The organism is Phosphitispora sp. TUW77, from assembly GCF_048453025.1.
Classification (GTDB): domain Bacteria; phylum Bacillota; class Thermincolia; order Thermincolales; family UBA2595; genus Phosphitispora.
Genome location: NZ_CP156677.1, coordinates 1,171,738 through 1,190,179 on the forward strand (window position 1 = coordinate 1,171,738; position 18,442 = coordinate 1,190,179).

The 18,442-nt window shown below is 44.8% G+C and carries 12 protein-coding genes and 1 rRNA gene; 12 read left to right on the forward strand and 1 reads right to left on the reverse strand.

Annotation, left to right across the window (positions count from 1 at the left end; genetic code table 11):
• Positions 1-94: 94 nt before the first annotated feature.
• From polX to ABFY19_RS05405, 4 genes are all read left to right on the forward strand, one after another.
• A complete protein-coding gene (gene polX / locus ABFY19_RS05390) occupies positions 95-1,840 on the forward strand; it encodes a DNA polymerase/3'-5' exonuclease PolX (RefSeq protein ID WP_418792223.1) in 1,746 nt (581 codons plus the stop codon).
• Positions 1,841-1,966: 126 nt separating this feature from the next.
• The gene (locus ABFY19_RS05395; RefSeq protein WP_418792224.1) at positions 1,967-2,920 is read left to right on the forward strand and encodes an NGG1p interacting factor NIF3; all 954 of its coding nucleotides are present in this window, start codon (positions 1,967-1,969) and stop codon (positions 2,918-2,920) included.
• A gap of 128 nt (positions 2,921-3,048) precedes the next feature.
• A complete protein-coding gene (locus ABFY19_RS05400) occupies positions 3,049-5,661 on the forward strand; it encodes a DUF3656 domain-containing U32 family peptidase (RefSeq protein ID WP_418792225.1) in 2,613 nt (870 codons plus the stop codon).
• A gap of 1 nt (position 5,662) precedes the next feature.
• A complete protein-coding gene (locus ABFY19_RS05405; protein ID WP_418792226.1) occupies positions 5,663-8,029 on the forward strand; it encodes an endonuclease MutS2 in 2,367 nt (788 codons plus the stop codon).
• A gap of 5 nt (positions 8,030-8,034) precedes the next feature.
• Here ABFY19_RS05405 and ABFY19_RS05410 read toward each other — a convergent pair whose 3' ends face one another.
• A complete protein-coding gene (locus ABFY19_RS05410) occupies positions 8,035-10,419 on the reverse strand; it encodes a transglycosylase domain-containing protein (RefSeq protein WP_418792227.1) in 2,385 nt (794 codons plus the stop codon).
• 118 nt (positions 10,420-10,537) lie between these two features.
• Here ABFY19_RS05410 and tyrS point away from each other — a divergent pair, with 118 nt between their 5' ends.
• From tyrS to ABFY19_RS05450, 8 genes are all read left to right on the forward strand, one after another.
• Positions 10,538-11,785 carry a tyrosine--tRNA ligase gene (tyrS, locus tag ABFY19_RS05415; protein WP_418792228.1) on the forward strand — a complete coding sequence of 416 codons (1,248 nt, stop codon included), beginning with the start codon at positions 10,538-10,540 and terminating at the stop codon, positions 11,783-11,785.
• A 190-nt stretch (positions 11,786-11,975) separates the two neighbouring features.
• Positions 11,976-12,524: an RNA polymerase sigma factor gene (locus ABFY19_RS05420; protein WP_418792229.1), complete on the forward strand. Its 549-nt coding sequence runs from the start codon at positions 11,976-11,978 to the stop codon at positions 12,522-12,524.
• Entirely contained in the window at positions 12,511-12,996 is a 486-nt protein-coding gene (locus ABFY19_RS05425; RefSeq protein WP_418792230.1) for an anti-sigma factor family protein, read from the forward strand. The genes ABFY19_RS05420 and ABFY19_RS05425 overlap by 14 nt, the downstream gene beginning before the upstream one ends.
• Before the next feature lie 14 nt (positions 12,997-13,010).
• Positions 13,011-13,607, forward strand: coding sequence for a hypothetical protein (locus tag ABFY19_RS05430; protein ID WP_418792231.1), 597 nt, complete (start codon positions 13,011-13,013; stop codon positions 13,605-13,607).
• A gap of 34 nt (positions 13,608-13,641) precedes the next feature.
• Positions 13,642-14,790 (forward strand): DUF4097 family beta strand repeat-containing protein, encoded by a 1,149-nt coding sequence (locus ABFY19_RS05435; RefSeq protein WP_418792233.1) that lies wholly within the window; start codon positions 13,642-13,644, stop codon positions 14,788-14,790.
• Between the two features lie 41 nt (positions 14,791-14,831).
• On the forward strand, positions 14,832-15,179 hold the full coding sequence (locus ABFY19_RS05440) for a DUF6544 family protein (RefSeq protein ID WP_418792235.1): 348 nt from the start codon (positions 14,832-14,834) through the stop codon (positions 15,177-15,179).
• Between the two features lie 69 nt (positions 15,180-15,248).
• Positions 15,249-15,914 carry a sporulation protein YunB gene (gene yunB / locus ABFY19_RS05445; RefSeq protein WP_418792236.1) on the forward strand — a complete coding sequence of 222 codons (666 nt, stop codon included), beginning with the start codon at positions 15,249-15,251 and terminating at the stop codon, positions 15,912-15,914.
• Between the two features lie 648 nt (positions 15,915-16,562).
• Positions 16,563-18,096: ribosomal RNA gene (locus ABFY19_RS05450) — 16S ribosomal RNA — on the forward strand.
• Positions 18,097-18,442 lie beyond the last annotated feature (346 nt).

Sequence of the window (18,442 nt, forward strand, 5' to 3'; positions counted from 1 at the left end):
TCTGCTGAAAAGCAGGGTAGAGGACTTGTTTTTAGGGGACTATATATAACAAATATATTTGCAGAGACTTAGGGTAAGTATGGGGGAGAGATTTATGAGGAGAATTGAAAATATAGAGGTTGCCTGGATAATGAGTGAAATAGCGGATTTGCTTGAGCTTAAAGGGGAAAATATATTTAAGATAAGAGCTTATCAGAAGGCGGCTAAGGCCATTTCCAATCTGGCTTCAGACTTATCGGAACTATTTACACAGGGGAAGCTGGAAACAGTTCCCGGCATTGGCAAGGCTATTGCAGGTAAAATAGAGGAACTATTTCAAACCGGGAAAATACAGTACTATGAAAATCTGAAACGTGAAATACCGCCGGGACTCTTGGAAATAATCACTGTTCCTGGAATTGGAGCTAAAATGGCCCAGGAGTTATATCAAAAGCTGGGTATATCTTCTCTGGATGAGTTGGAGGCAGCAGCGCTGGGCAGGAAAATCAGGGAACTGCCCGGTATGGGGAATAAGACTGAGATGAATATCCTTAGCGGTATTGAGATGCTAAGGAGCGGTGCAGGGCAAATTACGCTCGGAATTGCCGATGCGATGGCAGAGGCCTTTACCGGTTTCTTGAAGTCACTCCCAGGTGTCGTTGAAGCCGGGGCTGCCGGGAGTACACGCCGGATGAAGGATTCTATAGGAGATATAGACCTTGTTGCAGGCTCATATGATGCGGAAAGAGTGATAGAAATATTTGTGAAACACCCACAGGTAAAAAAAGTAGTTTCTAAAGGTGAAGCTAAGGCGCGTGTTGTTACCCAGGCGGGAATAGGTATTGACCTTATGGTTGTAGAACCGGAACAATATTGGACTGCCATGCATCATTTTACCGGTTCCAAGGAACATAATGTTCGACTCAGGGAAATAGCTCATAAAAAAGGCCTTAAAATAAATGAGTACGGGATATTTCATATAGATGAGAATACACCAATTCCGGTTGCCGGTGAGTCTGATATTTATACCCATCTGGGCATGGAGTATGTGCCTCCGGAACTAAGGGAGGACCTGGGAGAGGCAGAGGCAGCCCAGGAAGGGAGTCTGCCTGACCTGGTGGAAATCGGAGACATCAAAGGGGATCTGCATATTCACTCTAATTGGAGTGATGGTATTAATTCTATTGAAGAAATAGTTGGCCGGGCAGTTGAAATTGGTTATGAATATATTGCTGTTACCGATCATTCCAAATCTTTGGGGATAGCTAAGGGGCTTTCCGTAGAGCGCCTCAGGGAACAGGAGAGGTATATAAGGGAACTGAATGAGAAGACAGATAAAATTGAAATTTTGAGCGGGATTGAGGTTGACATTCTTTCCAATGGCGATCTGGATTATCCTGATGAAATCCTTGCCGCTAAAGATATTGTAATAGCATCTATACACTCCGGTTTTAAACAGGACCGGGAAAAAATTACCGGAAGGGTCATTTCGGCAATAAAGAACAGTCATGTTGATATTCTGGCCCATCCGACAGGGCGGTTAATTGGAAGAAGGGACCCTTATGCTATTGATATGGAAGAGGTTTTTGCGGCAGCCGCAAAGTATGGGACTGCTCTGGAGATTAACGCATCCCCGGACAGGCTTGACCTGAGTGACAAGTATGCCCGTAGGGCGGCAGAGCTGGGTATCAGCATAAGCATTAACACAGATGCCCATGATATAAACAGGATGGATGAAATGAAGTATGGTGTGGCCACAGCTCGTCGCGGCTGGCTGGAAAAATCGGATGTCCTGAATACGATGAGTAAAGCAGAGCTGCTGGATTACTTTAAAAACAGAAATACAGGGACTGATAATTAAAAAGATTGATAAAAGTTTTTAGCTTAAAAGGAATTTCTTTATTTAAATCGAATAAGCTTAGTGTTTATGTTTATAAGCAAAAAATGTATATAGTGGTATTGAATGGTATTAATGAGGAGGAGTTCCATGAAACTTAAAGATTTGTACGATTTGGCGGTCAGCAAAGGGATAGAACATGATCCCAGGGGCAGGGAAGAGATAGGCCGTGTCCTTTATAAAGCCGGGAAGAAGTTTGAGGAGTTAAAAGAAGAAGAAAAACAGGAGTTTGACCGCGAAAAGCTGAATAATCCATATAGTGATACCAGAATTCTTTTTGGAGACCCTAAATTGGAAATAAAGACCATTCTAGCCGGAATAGATATTGAAGTAGGAGAGATACTTATTGCTGACCGGCTCCGTGAGAAGGGCAGGCAGATTGACTTGGTATTGGCCCACCATCCTGAAGGGAAAGCACTTGTGGGGCTGTATGAGGTTATGCATATGCAGTCCGAAATATTGGAGAGTTTGGGTGTTCCAATTAATGTAGCCCAAGGGATAATGTCTTCCAGGATTAGTGAAGTCAGGAGAGGACTGCTGCCATTGAATCACAATAAGGCTGTTGATGCGGCCCGGATGTTTGAAATACCTTTGATGTGTGTACATACACCTGCAGATAATATGGTGACCGCTTTCCTGCAAAAAGCTATTGAGGACAAACGGCCGGAAACAGTTGGTGATATTATTGCCATCTTAAAAGGGATTCCTGAATATGCCGAGGCTGTGAAAATCGGCGCAGGGCCGAGTGTTGTTGTCGGGGAGAAGGAACGCAAGTGCGGCCGGGTATTTGTTGATATGACCGGTGGTACCGGAGGGTCGGAGGATGCTTTTGCCAAACTTTCACAAGCAGGTGTAGGTACTATTGTAGGTATGCATATCGGTGAAAAGCACCGTAAAGAAGCTGAAAAGAATCATATAAATGTTATTATAGCAGGACATATGGCCAGCGATTCCCTTGGCATGAATCTGATTATTGATGAATTTGCCAAAAATGGAATTGAGATAATTTCATGTTCCGGATTGACCAGGTTTGCTAGGATATAGATATTGTTTCAATACGGAGTATATAAATTAAGATTAAGGTCAAATGGTTTCCTGAAATCATTTGGCCTTTTTATCAGGTAAGAATTTGGTTTATCCAGAGATTAGCCTGTTATAATTGGAGGTTGCAGATGAAAATACCCGAATTATTGGCCCCGGTCGGTAGCAAAGAAGCTTTTAAAGCTGCCGTGCAAAATGGCGCTGATGCTGTTTATCTGGGCGGGCAGTTGTTCAGTGCCAGGCAGTATGCGGACAATTTCGACCGGGAGGAAATGAATGCAGCAATAGAATATGCACATATTAGGGGTGTGAAGGTATATGTCACTGTAAATACCCTGGTGGCTGATGCTGAGTTTGGTGAATTAGTGGATTACCTTAAGTTTTTGCATCAGGTTGGAGCTGATGCAATTATTGTGCAGGACCCCGGTATTGCCACGATGGTTCATGAGCTCCTGCCGGGTCTGTCGTTGCATGCCAGTACCCAGATGACCATACACAACAGCTCCGGTGCTGCTGCCCTAAAAAGTTTAGGCTATGCCAGGGTAGTCCTGGCAAGAGAGCTTTCTCTCAGCGAAATCACCCAAATCAAAAGGAAGACAGGAATGGAACTTGAGGTTTTTGTGCATGGGGCACTCTGTATTTCTTATTCAGGGCAATGCCTGATGAGCAGTATGATTGGCGGAAGGAGCGGTAACCGGGGCAGGTGTGCTCAACCGTGCCGTATGGAATATACCCTTGTGGATGAAAAAAATGGCATTCTGGCTGAACCAGCTAAGATTGGGGGCCATCTGCTCAGTCCCAGGGACCTTAATATGATTAAATATATACCTGAACTGGCCCAAGCGGGAATAGATTCCCTTAAAATTGAAGGCCGTATGAAACGCCCGGAATATGTGGCTGTTGTTACACGAATTTACCGTGAGGCTTTGGACAGGTACCGGAATTCTCCCCATGATTATACTGTGCCTGAAAAAGATATCAAAGACCTGGCCCAGATTTTTAACCGTGGCTTTACGACAGGATACTTTTTTGGGAAACAGGGCCGTGATATGATGAGCTTCAAGAGGCCCAATAACCGTGGGCTCCGTCTGGGCAGGGTCAGTAAGACGGACTGGGCCGGCAAAATGGCTGAGATTGTTCTTGAGGACAGCTTGCACCAAGGGGATGGCATTGAGTTTTGGGTTACGGACGGGGGACGTGCCGGTGTAGTAGTTAATAGGATTCTGCCGGCTAACTGGCAGGTCGCTGAAGCCGTACGGCAGGATGCTGAAGCCGGACCCCAGATTATGGAGGCCGGGCCGGGGGAAAAGGTGTGGGTCCCTTTTGCCGGGAAAGTAAAACCTGGTGATCGGGTTTTTAAGACTCATGATGCGGAACTCATTTCACGGGCAGAACAATCATATAAATCGACCAGAGAGATTAAAAAAATACCCCTCGACTTCACGGTTAAAGCTTCAGTAGGCAGACCTTTGGAAATAACGGTTGCTGATGCTATGGGTAATGTTTTTACATCCCTAGGCAGTTCGCCGGGGCAGGAAGCAATGAATAAACCATTGACTCCTGATTACCTGAAAAAGCAAATAGACAGATTGGGAAACACCCCTTTTGAAATAGGGGGTTTCTATACAGAAATTGACGGGAATGTTATGGTACCGGCCAGTGAAATAAACGAAACCCGCCGGATTGCTGTAGAAGGACTGGTGAAATTCAGGGCCTTGGCATTCAAGCCAAAGATTGTTGTGGTGCCGGATTATGCTGAAAAAGCTAAGAGGATTAAAGAGCTTGCCGGTGATGAAAATGGTGTGCAGGGGCCACAAGGTGTGGACAAATCTCAAGGTTTGGGTGAACCACAGCTTATTGTCAATACCAACAGGTATGAAATCCTGAAAATTGCAGTGGAAAATGGAGCTGACACTGTTTATTTCAGGGGGGCCAATATACGAAACACAACCGAGCTTATCAGGGAACTGGTAACAGCACTTTCACTGTGTGCCAAACACAATACCGGACTGGTAATCTCTTCACCCCGCATTATCAGGGAAGAAGAAATGGAATATGTTCTGGCATTAATGGGTTTTGCCGGTTCTCATAACCTGCCGTTTCTGGCCGCTAATCTGGGGACATTGTATGAAGCCCAAAAAGAGGGGATTAAAGAAATATATGCTGATCACGGATTAAACATATTTAACTCCCAAACCCTTAATTTCCTTAAGAGGAATTACGGTATTACCAGAGCAGTTGTTTCACCGGAACTGACTTTAAATCAGATTTCACGTTTGTCGGGAGGATTACGGTTGGAGGCAATTGTAGAAGGACACCTTCCGTTAATGATTACCGAATACTGTCCCATAGGGAGTATTTTGGATGGCCTTGCCGGAAATTCGCGGTGCAATGGGGCAGTCTGTCGTATCGGTGGTGCAGCAGGTCTCAGAGACCGGCTGGGACTGGTATTTCCACTCAGCCATGATGAGTTTTGCCGGACTAATATATATAATCCCAAAGAACTGAGTATGATAGAAGATGTCCGGCAATTGTATGAGGCAGGAATAACAGGGTTCAGGCTTGAAATGTCTTATGAAGAACCGGAAAGGGCGGCTGTAATCATAAAATACTGGCGTCAGGAATTAGATAGGTTTAAAGCTAATCCTACAAAACATCTTGTAAGTACCGGTGTTAAGGAAAAAATTGCTGCTATGAGCCCTGCCGGGTTAACCAAGGGACATTATTACAGGGGCGTGGAATAAAATGGAACAGCGAAATCTGGACAGGCTGGAATATCATAAAATAATTCAAAGGCTGCAGGAGTGCACATCTTTTGCTGTTGGCAAAGAGATGGCCGGAAGCCTGAAACCCGTAACCGAAAAGAATATAGTTTTGGAAAAACTGAAGGAGACTACGGAAGCCAGGGAGATTTTACGATTTGAACCTGACCTGCCTATTGGTGGGCTGCGGGACATCAGGAGGGTATTACAGAAGGCGGCTATCGGTGGAGTTCTGGGACCGTCGGAACTCTTGGAAGCAGGGGATATGCTGTATGCAATGCGACGCCTGAAAAACTTTTTCCGGGATAAGGGGGATACCTATCCTATTGTTGGCGCTTATGCAGCCCAACTCTGTTCTTTAAGGGACCTTGAGGACAAAATAAGGGAGAGCATTGACTGCGGCGGGGAGGTCGCCGATAATGCATCTCCTGAACTGCGCCGTCTGAGGAGCAGGATGCGTGATTTGCAGGTCCATGTTAAAGAAAAAATGGATTCCATATTACGCTCCTCGGAATACCAGAAATTTTTCCAGGACCCGATTGTGACCAAGCGGGGAGATAGGTATGTTATTCCGGTGAAACAAGAATACCGGGGCCAGTTTCCTGGAATTATTCATGACCAGTCAGCCAGTGGAGCAACCCTGTTTATCGAGCCTATGTCGGTGGTGGAAAAAAACAATGAGCTGCGCCGTGCCGCTGCTGAAGAAAAACAAGAAATAATCAGGATTCTGACAAAGCTCAGTACACAGGTTAGTACTTATAAAGATGAAATTAGTTCAAGTGTGGAGTTTAGCGGTCAGATAGACCTTATTATTGCTAAAGGCAAGCTGAGTCAGGACATGGATGCCGGGACGGTCAAGATTAATGACGATAATTATATTAATATTATCGGGGCCAGGCATCCCTTGCTGCCGGGGAAAGCGGTACCGGTTACAATACGCCTGGGAAGGGATTTTCGCACCCTGGTAATTACCGGGCCCAATACCGGCGGGAAAACGGTGGCACTGAAGACAGTTGGTCTTTTGGTCTTAATGGTTCAGTCAGGACTGCATATACCGGTAGAACCAGGGTCTGAAACCGGTATTTTTTCAGCTATTTTTGCTGATATAGGTGATGAGCAGTCTATTGAGCAGTCACTGAGTACGTTTTCTTCTCATATGACCAATATTATTGGAATCCTGAGCCATGTCAAATCAGATACGCTGGCACTTTTTGATGAGCTGGGGGCAGGAACCGATCCTACTGAAGGAGCTGCCCTGGCGATGGCGATTTTAGATTACTTGCACGCGAAAGAGGTCAGGGTAATTGCAACAACCCATTACAGTGAATTGAAGGCTTTTGCCTTTAACAGACCAGGTGTGGAGAATGCTTCGGTAGAGTTTGATATTAAAACACTGCAGCCCACATACAGACTCAACATAGGACAGCCGGGAAGCAGCAGTGCCTTTGAGATAGCCCGCCGATTAGGGCTGTCTGAAGATATTATAAGTGCTGCCAGGGAATCGCTTTCCGGGGAAGATATCAAGGTAACTGAACTTATCCGTGAACTTGAAGATAACAGAAAAACCAGTGAGGATGACAGGCGGGAAACTGAACGGCTGAAAAAAGAAGTGCAGAGACTTAAGGATGAATATGAAAGAAAACTGGCTGATATGTCCCGGAAACGTGCCGAAATCATGTCTAAGGCCCGCATTGAAGCCGATGAGGAGCTGCGTAAGGCGAGGATGGAGGCAGATGGCCTGATCCAGGAAATCAAGGATGCTGCCAAGGGTGCCGGTCAGCAAGAACTTGCCAGGGCACAGAATGCCCGAAGCCGTTTAAAGCGGCTTCGGGCAGCTGATAATATGGATGATAATAAAGCTAATGGGGAGGTTCCTGAACGAGTTAAATCAGGGCAGGAGGTCTTTTTACCCAAGTACAGCCAGCACGGTATTGTAATCTCTGAACCGGATGCTAATGGCAGTGTTGGGGTACAGGTGGGAATGATGAAGTTAGTCCTTCCCCTGACGGAATTGAGGCTGGTGAAAAACAATAATAAAGGAACAGATGCCAGGAAGACCTTAGTTGAAACAGGAGGCCCCGGAGTAATGGCAGGTAAGGCCAAGGAGATTTCTCCTGAGATCGACCTGAGAGGGCTGATGGTTGATGAAGCCCTGGAAGCAGTTGGAAAATACCTGGATGATGCTTACCTGGCAGGTCTTCAGAAGGCTCAGATTATACACGGCAAAGGAACCGGGGCCCTCAGGAAGGCAATAACCGACCTGCTGGGGGGACACCGTTTTGTCAAGGAATACCGCCTGGGCAGGTATGGTGAAGGCGGCACCGGGGTTACCGTAGTTGAGCTGAAATAGGCTCTTTATTCAGTAAACCGGGGCTGAGATGGTTCCTTAGTCGGGTCAGTGACTAATTGGTGATCATGTATCGGGCAGTATATATCAGGAGATTGCCCTAATGGGAAATCAAGGTATTGAATCATGTCAGGAGGACATCCTCCCATTTCATTTGGCCCCGGTATTATTGCCCGGTACATAATGCCACCGTGCCTGGGGTCAATACATATCGGAGTGCCGTTAGGGTATGGTGCTGTCCTTTCATGAATAGTACAGGTTGTGTCAGGTTCTTGGCCCTTGGCAAAGGAATGGATAATTATATCAGGACACCAAGGAGTCGGCAGCTGATGCGATTCGGCACAAACTTCCACCAGTGAATGATTATCACATGTTTCTGTAGGAACTGTGCCTTTCACAAACAGGTCAGTAACCCTGTATTCCTCAGGACAGTTCTCGCCAGGGAGCAACCCTGACTGGGAACAGATTGTAGCGCTGACGATACCTGCAGGCTTAGGGAAATCTTTAACCGGGGCATCTTTAAGGGCATTGCTCATAATATGTTTCCATATTCTCGCAGGATATTTGCCGCCATATACCCCGGACATTCCCTTTGGCTCATCATGGCCCATCCAAACCACAGTAACCAACTCAGGGGTATAACCCGCGAACCAGGCATCTTTATCATCACTGGTAGTGCCTGTTTTACCGGCCACAGGACGGTTTCCCAGCCTGGCGCTGGAACCTGTGCCTCCGGGATCAGCAACAACAGATTGCAGCATGCTGGTAATAAGGTAAGCGGTGGTTTTCTTCATGGCAACAGTCTTTTTGGGTTTAAACTCATCAATTATGTTGCCATCCCTGTCGATAACACGTGTAATTGCTGTAGGTGTAACAAAAACACCTTCATTGGCAAAGGCACCGTATGCGCCTGCCAGTTCCAGAGGTTTTACTCCATAAGTGATTCCTCCGAGGGCCAGACTAAGGTTTTCGTCATTGTGACTGGAATTGTCGGCACTGGTAACCAGGGTGGTTATCCCTAATTTCTGGGCGAATTTAATTCCTTTATTGATGCCGGTTTCCTTTAGTACCTTGACAGCGGGAATGTTCATTGACTTTAATACCGCCGTTCTGTATGTAACTATGCCGGCATATTGACCATTATAGTTGTTAAAGGTTTTGGAGCCGATTGTCAAAGGCGCATCCTCAACAACAGTTGCCGGAGCATCCCCGTTTTCTATTGCGGGCCCATAATCAACGATCGGCTTAAAGGTGGAACCGGGCTGCCTTAGCGCATCTGTAGCTCTGTTAAACTGACGTTTCTGTTTATGGTCCCTTCCTCCCACAATGGCTTTAATATGCCCGGTATTAGGGTCCAGCACAACTGCCGCGGCCTGGGGCTGGGCAACACCGTTTTTATCATATTGTACCTTGGGGAAGTTATTAGGGTCTGCCATTGCCTCTTCCGCTAAAGTTTGAATCTTGGGGTCAAGAGTGGTGTATACCGCAAGTCCTTCCTTGTAGACCATGTCTTCACCATATTCTTCAATGATTAAATCGGTTACATAGTCAACAAAGTAGGGGAATTTGTAGTTTTTAGTTTGGGCCGGTTTGCTATCACCCAGTTTGATTTCTGTTGCCTTTGCCGTTTCTGCCTCTGCAGCAGAAATAAGGTCATACCTGACCATATTATTAAGAACCAGATTGCGGCGTTTTAGAGCAGCTTCAGGGTTTTTGTAAGGGTCATAATAACCGGGGGCCCTGGGAAGGGCTGCCAGAAGGGCTGCCTCCTCCAGAGTCAGGTCTTTTACAGGTTTTTCGAAAAACGCCTGGGCAGCGCTTTGAATGCCATAAGCCCCGCCACCATAATAAATTTGGTTCAGGTACATTTCAAAAATCTGGTCCTTGGTATACTTGCGTTCTAGTTGTATAGCCAAAAACGCTTCCTGGATTTTTCGTACCAGCTTTTTTTCAGGTGAAAGAAATGCTCTTTTAATAAGTTGTTGGGTAATAGTACTGGCTCCCTGTTCGGCTCTGCCTGCTTTTATATCGGCAATCAATGCCCCGCCAATCCGTACAATGTCAATTCCTTTATGTTCGTAAAACCGGATATCTTCAGTAGCCAAAATAGCATTTTTAACAGATTGGGGGACTTCCTGCAGTGTGACCAGTTCCCTGTTTTCAACATAGATTCGGGCTATTTCATTGTTATCTTTATCATAGATAATTGTAGGCAGGTTAAAGTTAAGGGCTGATGGGTCCCAAGCCGGCATTTCTTTAATGCTGTAAATTATATAGCCGGCCGCAGAACCTGCACAGGCCAGCATTAGGAATACTATAATTACAAATGATAACTTAAAAATATTTAATTTCTTTTTTGTTTTGTTTCGTCTTGGTCTTTGTTGATTTGACATTAATGTACTCCCTTCTCTGGGATGTTATGTTATATCGATTATATCATAATAAATGCTTAAAGTTAATATTTTTAGATTGTTGCGTGCCGGGTAGCTGTTTGTTATACTTTATAGCAGAATGGTTGGAAGGAGAATTACAGTGGAAAATGAACTGAGAAAACAACTTGAAATTATTAAAAGAGGCGTTGCCGAACTGATTCCGGAAGGTGAACTGGTGGAAAAACTCAAAAAATCTCTAAAAACAGGACAGCCTCTGCATATTAAATTGGGCCTTGACCCTACGGCGCCGGATATACATCTCGGGCATACCGTTGTGCTTCAGAAATTACGGCAGTTTCAGGAGTTAGGGCATAATGTTACAATCATTTTGGGTGATTATACTGCCCGGATCGGTGACCCCACCGGGAAGTCCGAAACCCGGAAACAACTTTCTGAGGAAGAAGTGAAAGCCAACGCAAATACATATGAGGAGCAAATTTTTAAGATTCTGGATAAGTCCAGGACTAAAGTTGTATTTAACAGCCGGTGGCTGGCGCCGCTTACATTTGCTGATGTGATCGAACTGGCGGCAAAGTATACTGTTGCCAGGATGCTGGAAAGAGATGATTTTAATAAAAGGTTCCATAATGAGCTGCCAATAAGTATTCATGAATTCTTTTACCCCTTGATGCAGGGTTACGATTCCGTTGCCTTGAAGGCAGATGTGGAGCTTGGCGGTACCGACCAAAAGTTTAATCTGCTGATGGGACGGCACCTGCAGAAGGAATACGGTCAGGAACCCCAGGTAGCCCTGATGATGCCTATTTTGGAAGGGTTAGACGGTGTTCAAAAGATGAGCAAGAGCCTGGGTAATTACATTGGTATTACCGAATCTCCAAAGGAGATGTATGGCAAGACAATGTCTATAGCTGATGAACTGATGATTCGATATTTTGAATTGGTAACACCTATTGAAATGGAAGAAATCAGCCGAATCCGGACAGGCCTTGAACAAGGCACTCTGCATCCCAGGGATGTTAAAATGCGTCTTTCCAGGGAAATTGTCACCATATACCATGGAGAAAAAGCCGCACTAAAAGCAGAGGAAGAGTTTAAAAATATTTTTCAGAAGAAAGAGCTTCCTGATGAGGTGCCGGAATATGTGCTTGACCCTAATGATCTTGAAGACGGGGTAATCTGGCTTCCTAAACTGCTAACTCTGGCAGGCCTGGTGGCAGGTACCAGTGAAGGGAAACGTTTGGTTAAACAGGGGGCAGTCAGGATTGATGACGAGAGGGTTAATGACCCTGAAATACGCATAAAGCCCGAAAATGGCAGCATTATTAAAGCTGGAAAAAGGAAATTTGCTAAGATAGTTTTAAAATAACAGACAGCAGATAGTTTAGGATGGGTGTTTTTTTAACCCATCCTTTTTGGTATTAAGCTTGGTTGTTGAGATATATTAAATTTTTAGAAAATATTTTTTTAGAAATTGAAGCATTTTTGGATACACTCTCGTCATAACTGGTGAAGGCAGAAAGCGGGGTGACAGGTTGGACGATTTTGATGATTTGTTAGTGAAAAAAATCATTGCCGGAGATTCCGGCAGTTTTGAAAAACTGGTATCCCGCTGCCAGAATAAGATTTTTGCATTTGTTTACAGGATGGTAGGGTCACGGGAAGATGCAGGTGACCTTACCCAGGAGGTTTTTTTTCAGGTATTCCGATCATTAAAGAGTTTCAGGAGAGATGCAAAATTAGATACATGGCTGTACCGGATTGCTGCTAACAAAACACTTGATTTTTTGCGCAAAAACAAGAAGGCCCGGTTTGTTAATTTTGACTTAGATAATTATCAGGATGAAGCAAGTTTGACCTGTTTGCCGGAAAATAATCCGGAACAGATGTTTTTACAGGAGGAAAAAATGCGCACGCTCAGGAGGATGATAGCAGGTCTGCCGGACAGATATCGCTTAGTACTGGTTCTTTTTCACTACCAGGAACTGTCATACAAGCAGATTGCCGAAACGCTGGAGATCCCGGTTAAAACGGTGGCTACAAGACTTTATAGGGCAAAATTTATTTTAAAGGAAACATTGCGAGGTGATACAGATGAAATGCCGTGAATGGAAAAAGAAAATACCCCATTACCTGGCCGGAGAAATGCCGGGAGATGAATATGCGGCATTTGAGGACCACCTCGAAGGCTGCCGGTATTGCCAGGAAGAAGTGGATTCATTCAGAGTGCTCAATATTTTGATAGATGCAGCACGGCTTGATGTTCCTGAGATTGATTTGACTGCGAGTATTATGAGTCAGGTCAACTTAGAGAACAGGCAGAGCAAAAGCTGCTGTAGAAATGTAGGTGTTTTAAAGGACCTGGTAACCGCTGCTGCTGCAGCTTTGATATTATTCTGGTTTTCGGGTCCGGCCCTGTCTGGCGGCGAATTTCCTGTTGCTGCCAAACGGGTGATTAAAGTTAGCGGCACTGTTGGAGGGGCTTTTCAGTCTTACGTAGACTTTTCTGTATCTACAACAAATAAGCTGTCGGCTTCTATGAAACAAATTGGTGTTATTGAGTTGAAAGGGGATGAGTAAAGGGGATGAGTGATATGAAGTGTGCAAATCATATTGAACAGGAATCAAAATATGAATGTGAGCTGTGCGGGAAAAGTTTTTGTGACCAATGCCTGGTGAATTTAGGAAGTAAAAACTATTGTAAAGAATGCCTGCAAAACCAGGTAGGGGAAGACACTGCTCTGATTAAGCCGATAAACAGGAAGAGCAGGTTGTGGTCCTTTGTGTTTTCCATGGTCCCTGGAGCAGGCTATATGTACTTGGGTTTAATGAAGCGCGGTTTGCAGACTATGGTGGCATTTTTTGGCTCCATTTTTGTTGCCAGCTTTATCGGTTTTGAGGAATTAATGTCACTAATAGCGCCAGTCTTAATTTTTTATTCGATTTTTGATACTCAACAGTTGGTTAAGAGAATAAATGACGGGATTTCGATTGAGGATATTCCTTTTTGGGATATTAAAAATATCCCTTTTAACCAGAAATGGCTGGGTTATACTTTGATAGCAATCGGTTTTCTGGCTTTACTGAGCAATATGCCCATTAACATTCCATTCTGGTTTAAGAGGATGCTGCCCCCGGTTATAATAATCGGCCTGGGTGTAGCGATATTGTATCGTAATACCAGAGAATAGCACATTTTAACTTCATTATAAGGAGGATTTGTCAATGAATAAAAAAAGGAAGGCAGGCCCGGTTACCCTGGCCCTTGGATTAATATCGTTTGGATTTATCCTGTTAATATCTAATTTTTCCGGTATAGGAATTTTCGGAAACGTTTTAAAATATTGGCCTTTGCTTCTGATTGGCCTGGGAATAGAGTATTTTATCAGAAGTTATTTTAACAGTAAAAAAGAAGAAGGTGAGACGGGTTTCCATATTCCCAGCTTGGTTATTGTACTGCTTATTGCTTTATGTGGTTATGCCGGTCAGCAGGTGGCCGGGATTCTACAGAATTATGACCTTAATGATGAAATTGCAGAAGCTGTTTCAGGCACAAAGTACAGTTACAAATATGAATACAAAAGTAATTCAATCTCAGCAGCCCCAGGAACCAAGATATTGATTGATGACCTTGGAGGACAGGTGAATATGGTGCCGGGCGCAGGTGATAAAATCTCTGTTGAAGCCGAAATTACCGGCTGGGGACCAAGCAGGGAAGAGGCGGAAAGAAGGGCCAAACAGTTTAGCATTAATATTTCGGAGGGGAATGTAATAAGTGTTTCCAAGTGGCCGGAGAGCAGTTGTGATTTTAAACGTCCCCTTCTTGTTAAATACAGAATTGTAATTCCGGCAAAAGTTGACGTTGTGATTGATACTGAATCCTGTGAACTTAGAGCAGATGACCTGGAAGCAGATATGGAAATAAATACTGAACATGGCGACTTATCAATTGTAGGTATAACTGGCGATATATTTGTAAATAGCGGTTATGGCCGGATTAATGTAAAAGATATTATCGGTAATTTAAATGTTAGGAATGACTCAGGTGATATTAATGTTAATAATATATCAGGTGATATTAAACTGAACATGAAAGATGGCAATATTGAAATGTCCGGTACAAATCCTATTACTGCTAAATACTATGTGACAAACCGGTATGGCAGTACTATTGTGAGAATCCCGGAGAAATCTGATGTTTCTGTTAGAGCTGAGAGTTTACATGGTTCAATATCGGGTTCTTTAAACCTTGATATAGAACACAGTGGTGCTGACCAAAACCAAGGTGCCAGAGGAACGGCTGTATTGGGAGAAGGTAAGGGAATTATCAGCATAACCAGTGATGATGGGGTTATAACAATAGATAATAGCTGAGAAACGGCTTTCTGTTTTAATGTGGTTAATTGTTTTAGCAATTGCTAGTAAACAAAATGGATTTAAGCCATGGCATTGTACTTAGCGTAACAGGGATTTTGATGATATTATTTAATATTCCCTATTCAAAAACCAAAACGGAATTTAACGAGATGACAAACGTCCTAACAACAAAAGCAGATCATGAAGCCTGTTCAGAAGTATTTCAGGTATTGGTTGATTTTTTGTTTGGTAAGGATAAACCTACGATAAAAATTGATTATTCCCAATACAATTTTGTGAATAAACCTAATAGAATTGCCTATATAGATAGTTCAATATATGGAATACCATTTGAAGGGCTGGACTCATATATTGATGGAACTGGCTCAATGAAAGGTGTGAGCTAAATTCTCAAGTCCCCAAACAGTCACCATTCCAGATTGAACCACATATATTGATATGTGGAGGTGAATGTCTTGTTTCATCAGCACCGTTTTCCGGTGAAACTGGCAGGGGTGATATTAGTTGTAACGATAATTCTGATTGCGCCGCTCTTGATTGTGGAACGGAACCTCAAGCCAACGATTATGACTATAGCCAAGGCATATGCCGAACAAATTGCCGTAGATGCTATTCAAAATGCGGTCAATGAAAAAGTTGCCAAGTCAGTAGAGTATAAAGACTTAATATTTATTAGAACAGATAATAGAGGCAGAATTGTTTTGATGCAGGCTAATACGGTAAAAATCAATAACCTGGCGGCCGAAACAGTCCTTGATATTCAAAGAAGTTTAATCAGTCTTGAAGCAAGGGAAATCTTAATTCCAATGGGTCAGGTATTTCAAAGCCAGCTTTTTGCAACATATGGGCCAAAAGTAAAATTAACACTGGTGCCTATTGGCACAGTCAAAGTAAAGGTTATTAATGAGTTTCAAGAGGCTGGGATTAATCAGACTCGGCACAGGCTTTATTTAAATGTTGCCGGCAAAGTTAAAATTGTTATTCCAATGGCCAGTGATTATGTTGAAGTAACTTCCCAGATTCCCATAGCAGAAACTATTATAGTAGGCGAGGTTCCGGAAACTTATCTTAATCTGGACGTTCCCAATGGACGATTTAGTGTGTTCGATGATAATAATTAATAAAAGTTCATATTATGTCACAAAAATAATAAAAGCCACTTGACAATGAGGAGAGGGATATGATATATTTGTCAATGTTGGTCACACAAGTTATCAGACCGTGTGAGCAGCATAAAAGACCAAACAGCATAAATTGCCAATTGACACATACGGGTCAAATATGGTAATATGAAATTCCGCGGCAGGGAAGCCGATAAAATAAGGCATGGATGCTGCTGGAAATAAGACCCAAAGAAGATAAGGTTGTTCAGGAGCGAGTATGGCAAGGAAAAAGTTGAGGAGGAACCGGAGCGTAGCAGAGGAAATCCCCATTTTGTTACCAAAACCCCGAGGTTTTAGAAAACCTCGGCGTTCTGACAAAACGGGAAACCCCCAAACGTGAGGATTCCGACGAAACTTTTGACACCGCCAGGCGAAGCTCATCAACAACCGGTGGTCCTTGAAAACTGAACAGTGGAGAGATGGTTGTATAGAAGCCAATAGACGTTAGCCGAGAGCTAAGCAGTATTGGCAAAGCAACAACTAACTCGAATAACTCAAAGAATTAGACCTCGTCTAAGGAAAAGAGTAATTCCGAAACAACAAACAAAAGAGAGCTAAATCAAGCACTCAGCTGAAGAAGACTAGTGGCGCAAGTCACTAAAGATATTCACGGAGAGTTTGATCCTGGCTCAGGACGAACGCTGGCGGCGTGCTTAACACATGCAAGTCGAACGGGCGAAGCGGGATAGCTTGCTATCCTGCAGAGCTAGTGGCGGACGGGTGAGTAACGCGTGGGCAATCTGCCCGTAAGAGGGGGATAACACCTGGAAACGGGTGCTAATACCGCATAACATTATTTTTACGCATGTAGAGATAATCAAAGGAGCAATCTACTTACGGATGAGCCCGCGTCTGATTAGCTAGTTGGCAGGGTAACGGCCTACCAAGGCGACGATCAGTAGCCGGCCTGAGAGGGTGAACGGCCACACTGGAACTGAGACACGGTCCAGACTCCTACGGGAGGCAGCAGTGGGGAATCTTCCGCAATGGGCGAAAGCCTGACGGAGCAACGCCGCGTGAGTGAAGAAGGCCTTCGGGTTGTAAAACTCTGTCATCAGGGAAGAAACAAATGACGGTACCTGAGGAGGAAGCCACGGCTAACTACGTGCCAGCAGCCGCGGTAATACGTAGGTGGCGAGCGTTGTCCGGAATTACTGGGCGTAAAGCGCGCGTAGGCGGGAATTTAAGTCAGGAGTGTAAACTGACGGCTCAACCGTCAGCTTGCTTCTGAAACTGGATTTCTTGAGGGTATGAGAGGGAAGCGGAATTCCTAGTGTAGCGGTGAAATGCGTAGATATTAGGAGGAACACCAGTGGCGAAGGCGGCTTCCTGGCATACAACTGACGCTGAGGTGCGAAAGCGTGGGGAGCGAACGGGATTAGATACCCCGGTAGTCCACGCCGTAAACGATGGGCACTAGGTGTAGGAGGTATCGACCCCTTCTGTGCCGTAGTTAACACAATAAGTGCCCCGCCTGGGGAGTACGGCCGCAAGGCTGAAACTCAAAGGAATTGACGGGGGCCCGCACAAGCGGTGGAGTATGTGGTTTAATTCGACGCAACGCGAAGAACCTTACCAGGGCTTGACATCCCCTGACCGTTATGGAAACATAATTTTCTGCCTTCGGGCAGACAGGGAGACAGGTGGTGCATGGTTGTCGTCAGCTCGTGTCGTGAGATGTTGGGTTAAGTCCCGCAACGAGCGCAACCCCTATGTTTAGTTGCCATCAGGTAAAGCTGGGCACTCTAGAGAGACTGCCGGTGACAAACCGGAGGAAGGTGGGGATGACGTCAAATCATCATGCCCCTTATGTTCTGGGCTACACACGTACTACAATGGCCGGTACAATGGGCGGCGAAGGGGCGACCCGGAGCAAATCCCATCAAAGCCGGTCCCAGTTCGGATTGCAGTCTGCAACTCGACTGCATGAAGTCGGAATCGCTAGTAATCGCAGGTCAGCATACTGCGGTGAATACGTTCCCGGGCCTTGTACACACCGCCCGTCACACCACGAAAGTTGACAACACCCGAAGCCGGTGAGCTAACCGCAAGGAGGCAGCCGTCGAAGGTGGGGCCGATGATTGGGGTGAAGTCGTAACAAGGTAGCCGTATCGGAAGGTGCGGCTGGATCACCTCCTTTCTAAGGAGACTAACCTTCTATAAAAAGAAGGAGGTTGTTTAGAAACGAGCATGGCAAGGAAACAGTTGAGAAGGGGCCGGAGCGTACTGAATGTACGTGAGGATTCCGACGAAACTGTTGACGCAGTCAGGCGAAGTTTATTAACAACCGATACACTCCTAGGTCGATCAACCATCTCTTCGAGACTGTTCACTAGTGAACAGTCAAGCACTGTTTAGTTTTGAAGGACTATAAGTTCTTCGATATACTGTTCCTTGAAAACTTTATAGAGGAAGAAAGTAGTAAGAAAACCGAGCGCGCCTTTTAGAAGTGGAGAGAAATCTTGATGTCTAGAAGGAAGCAAGGA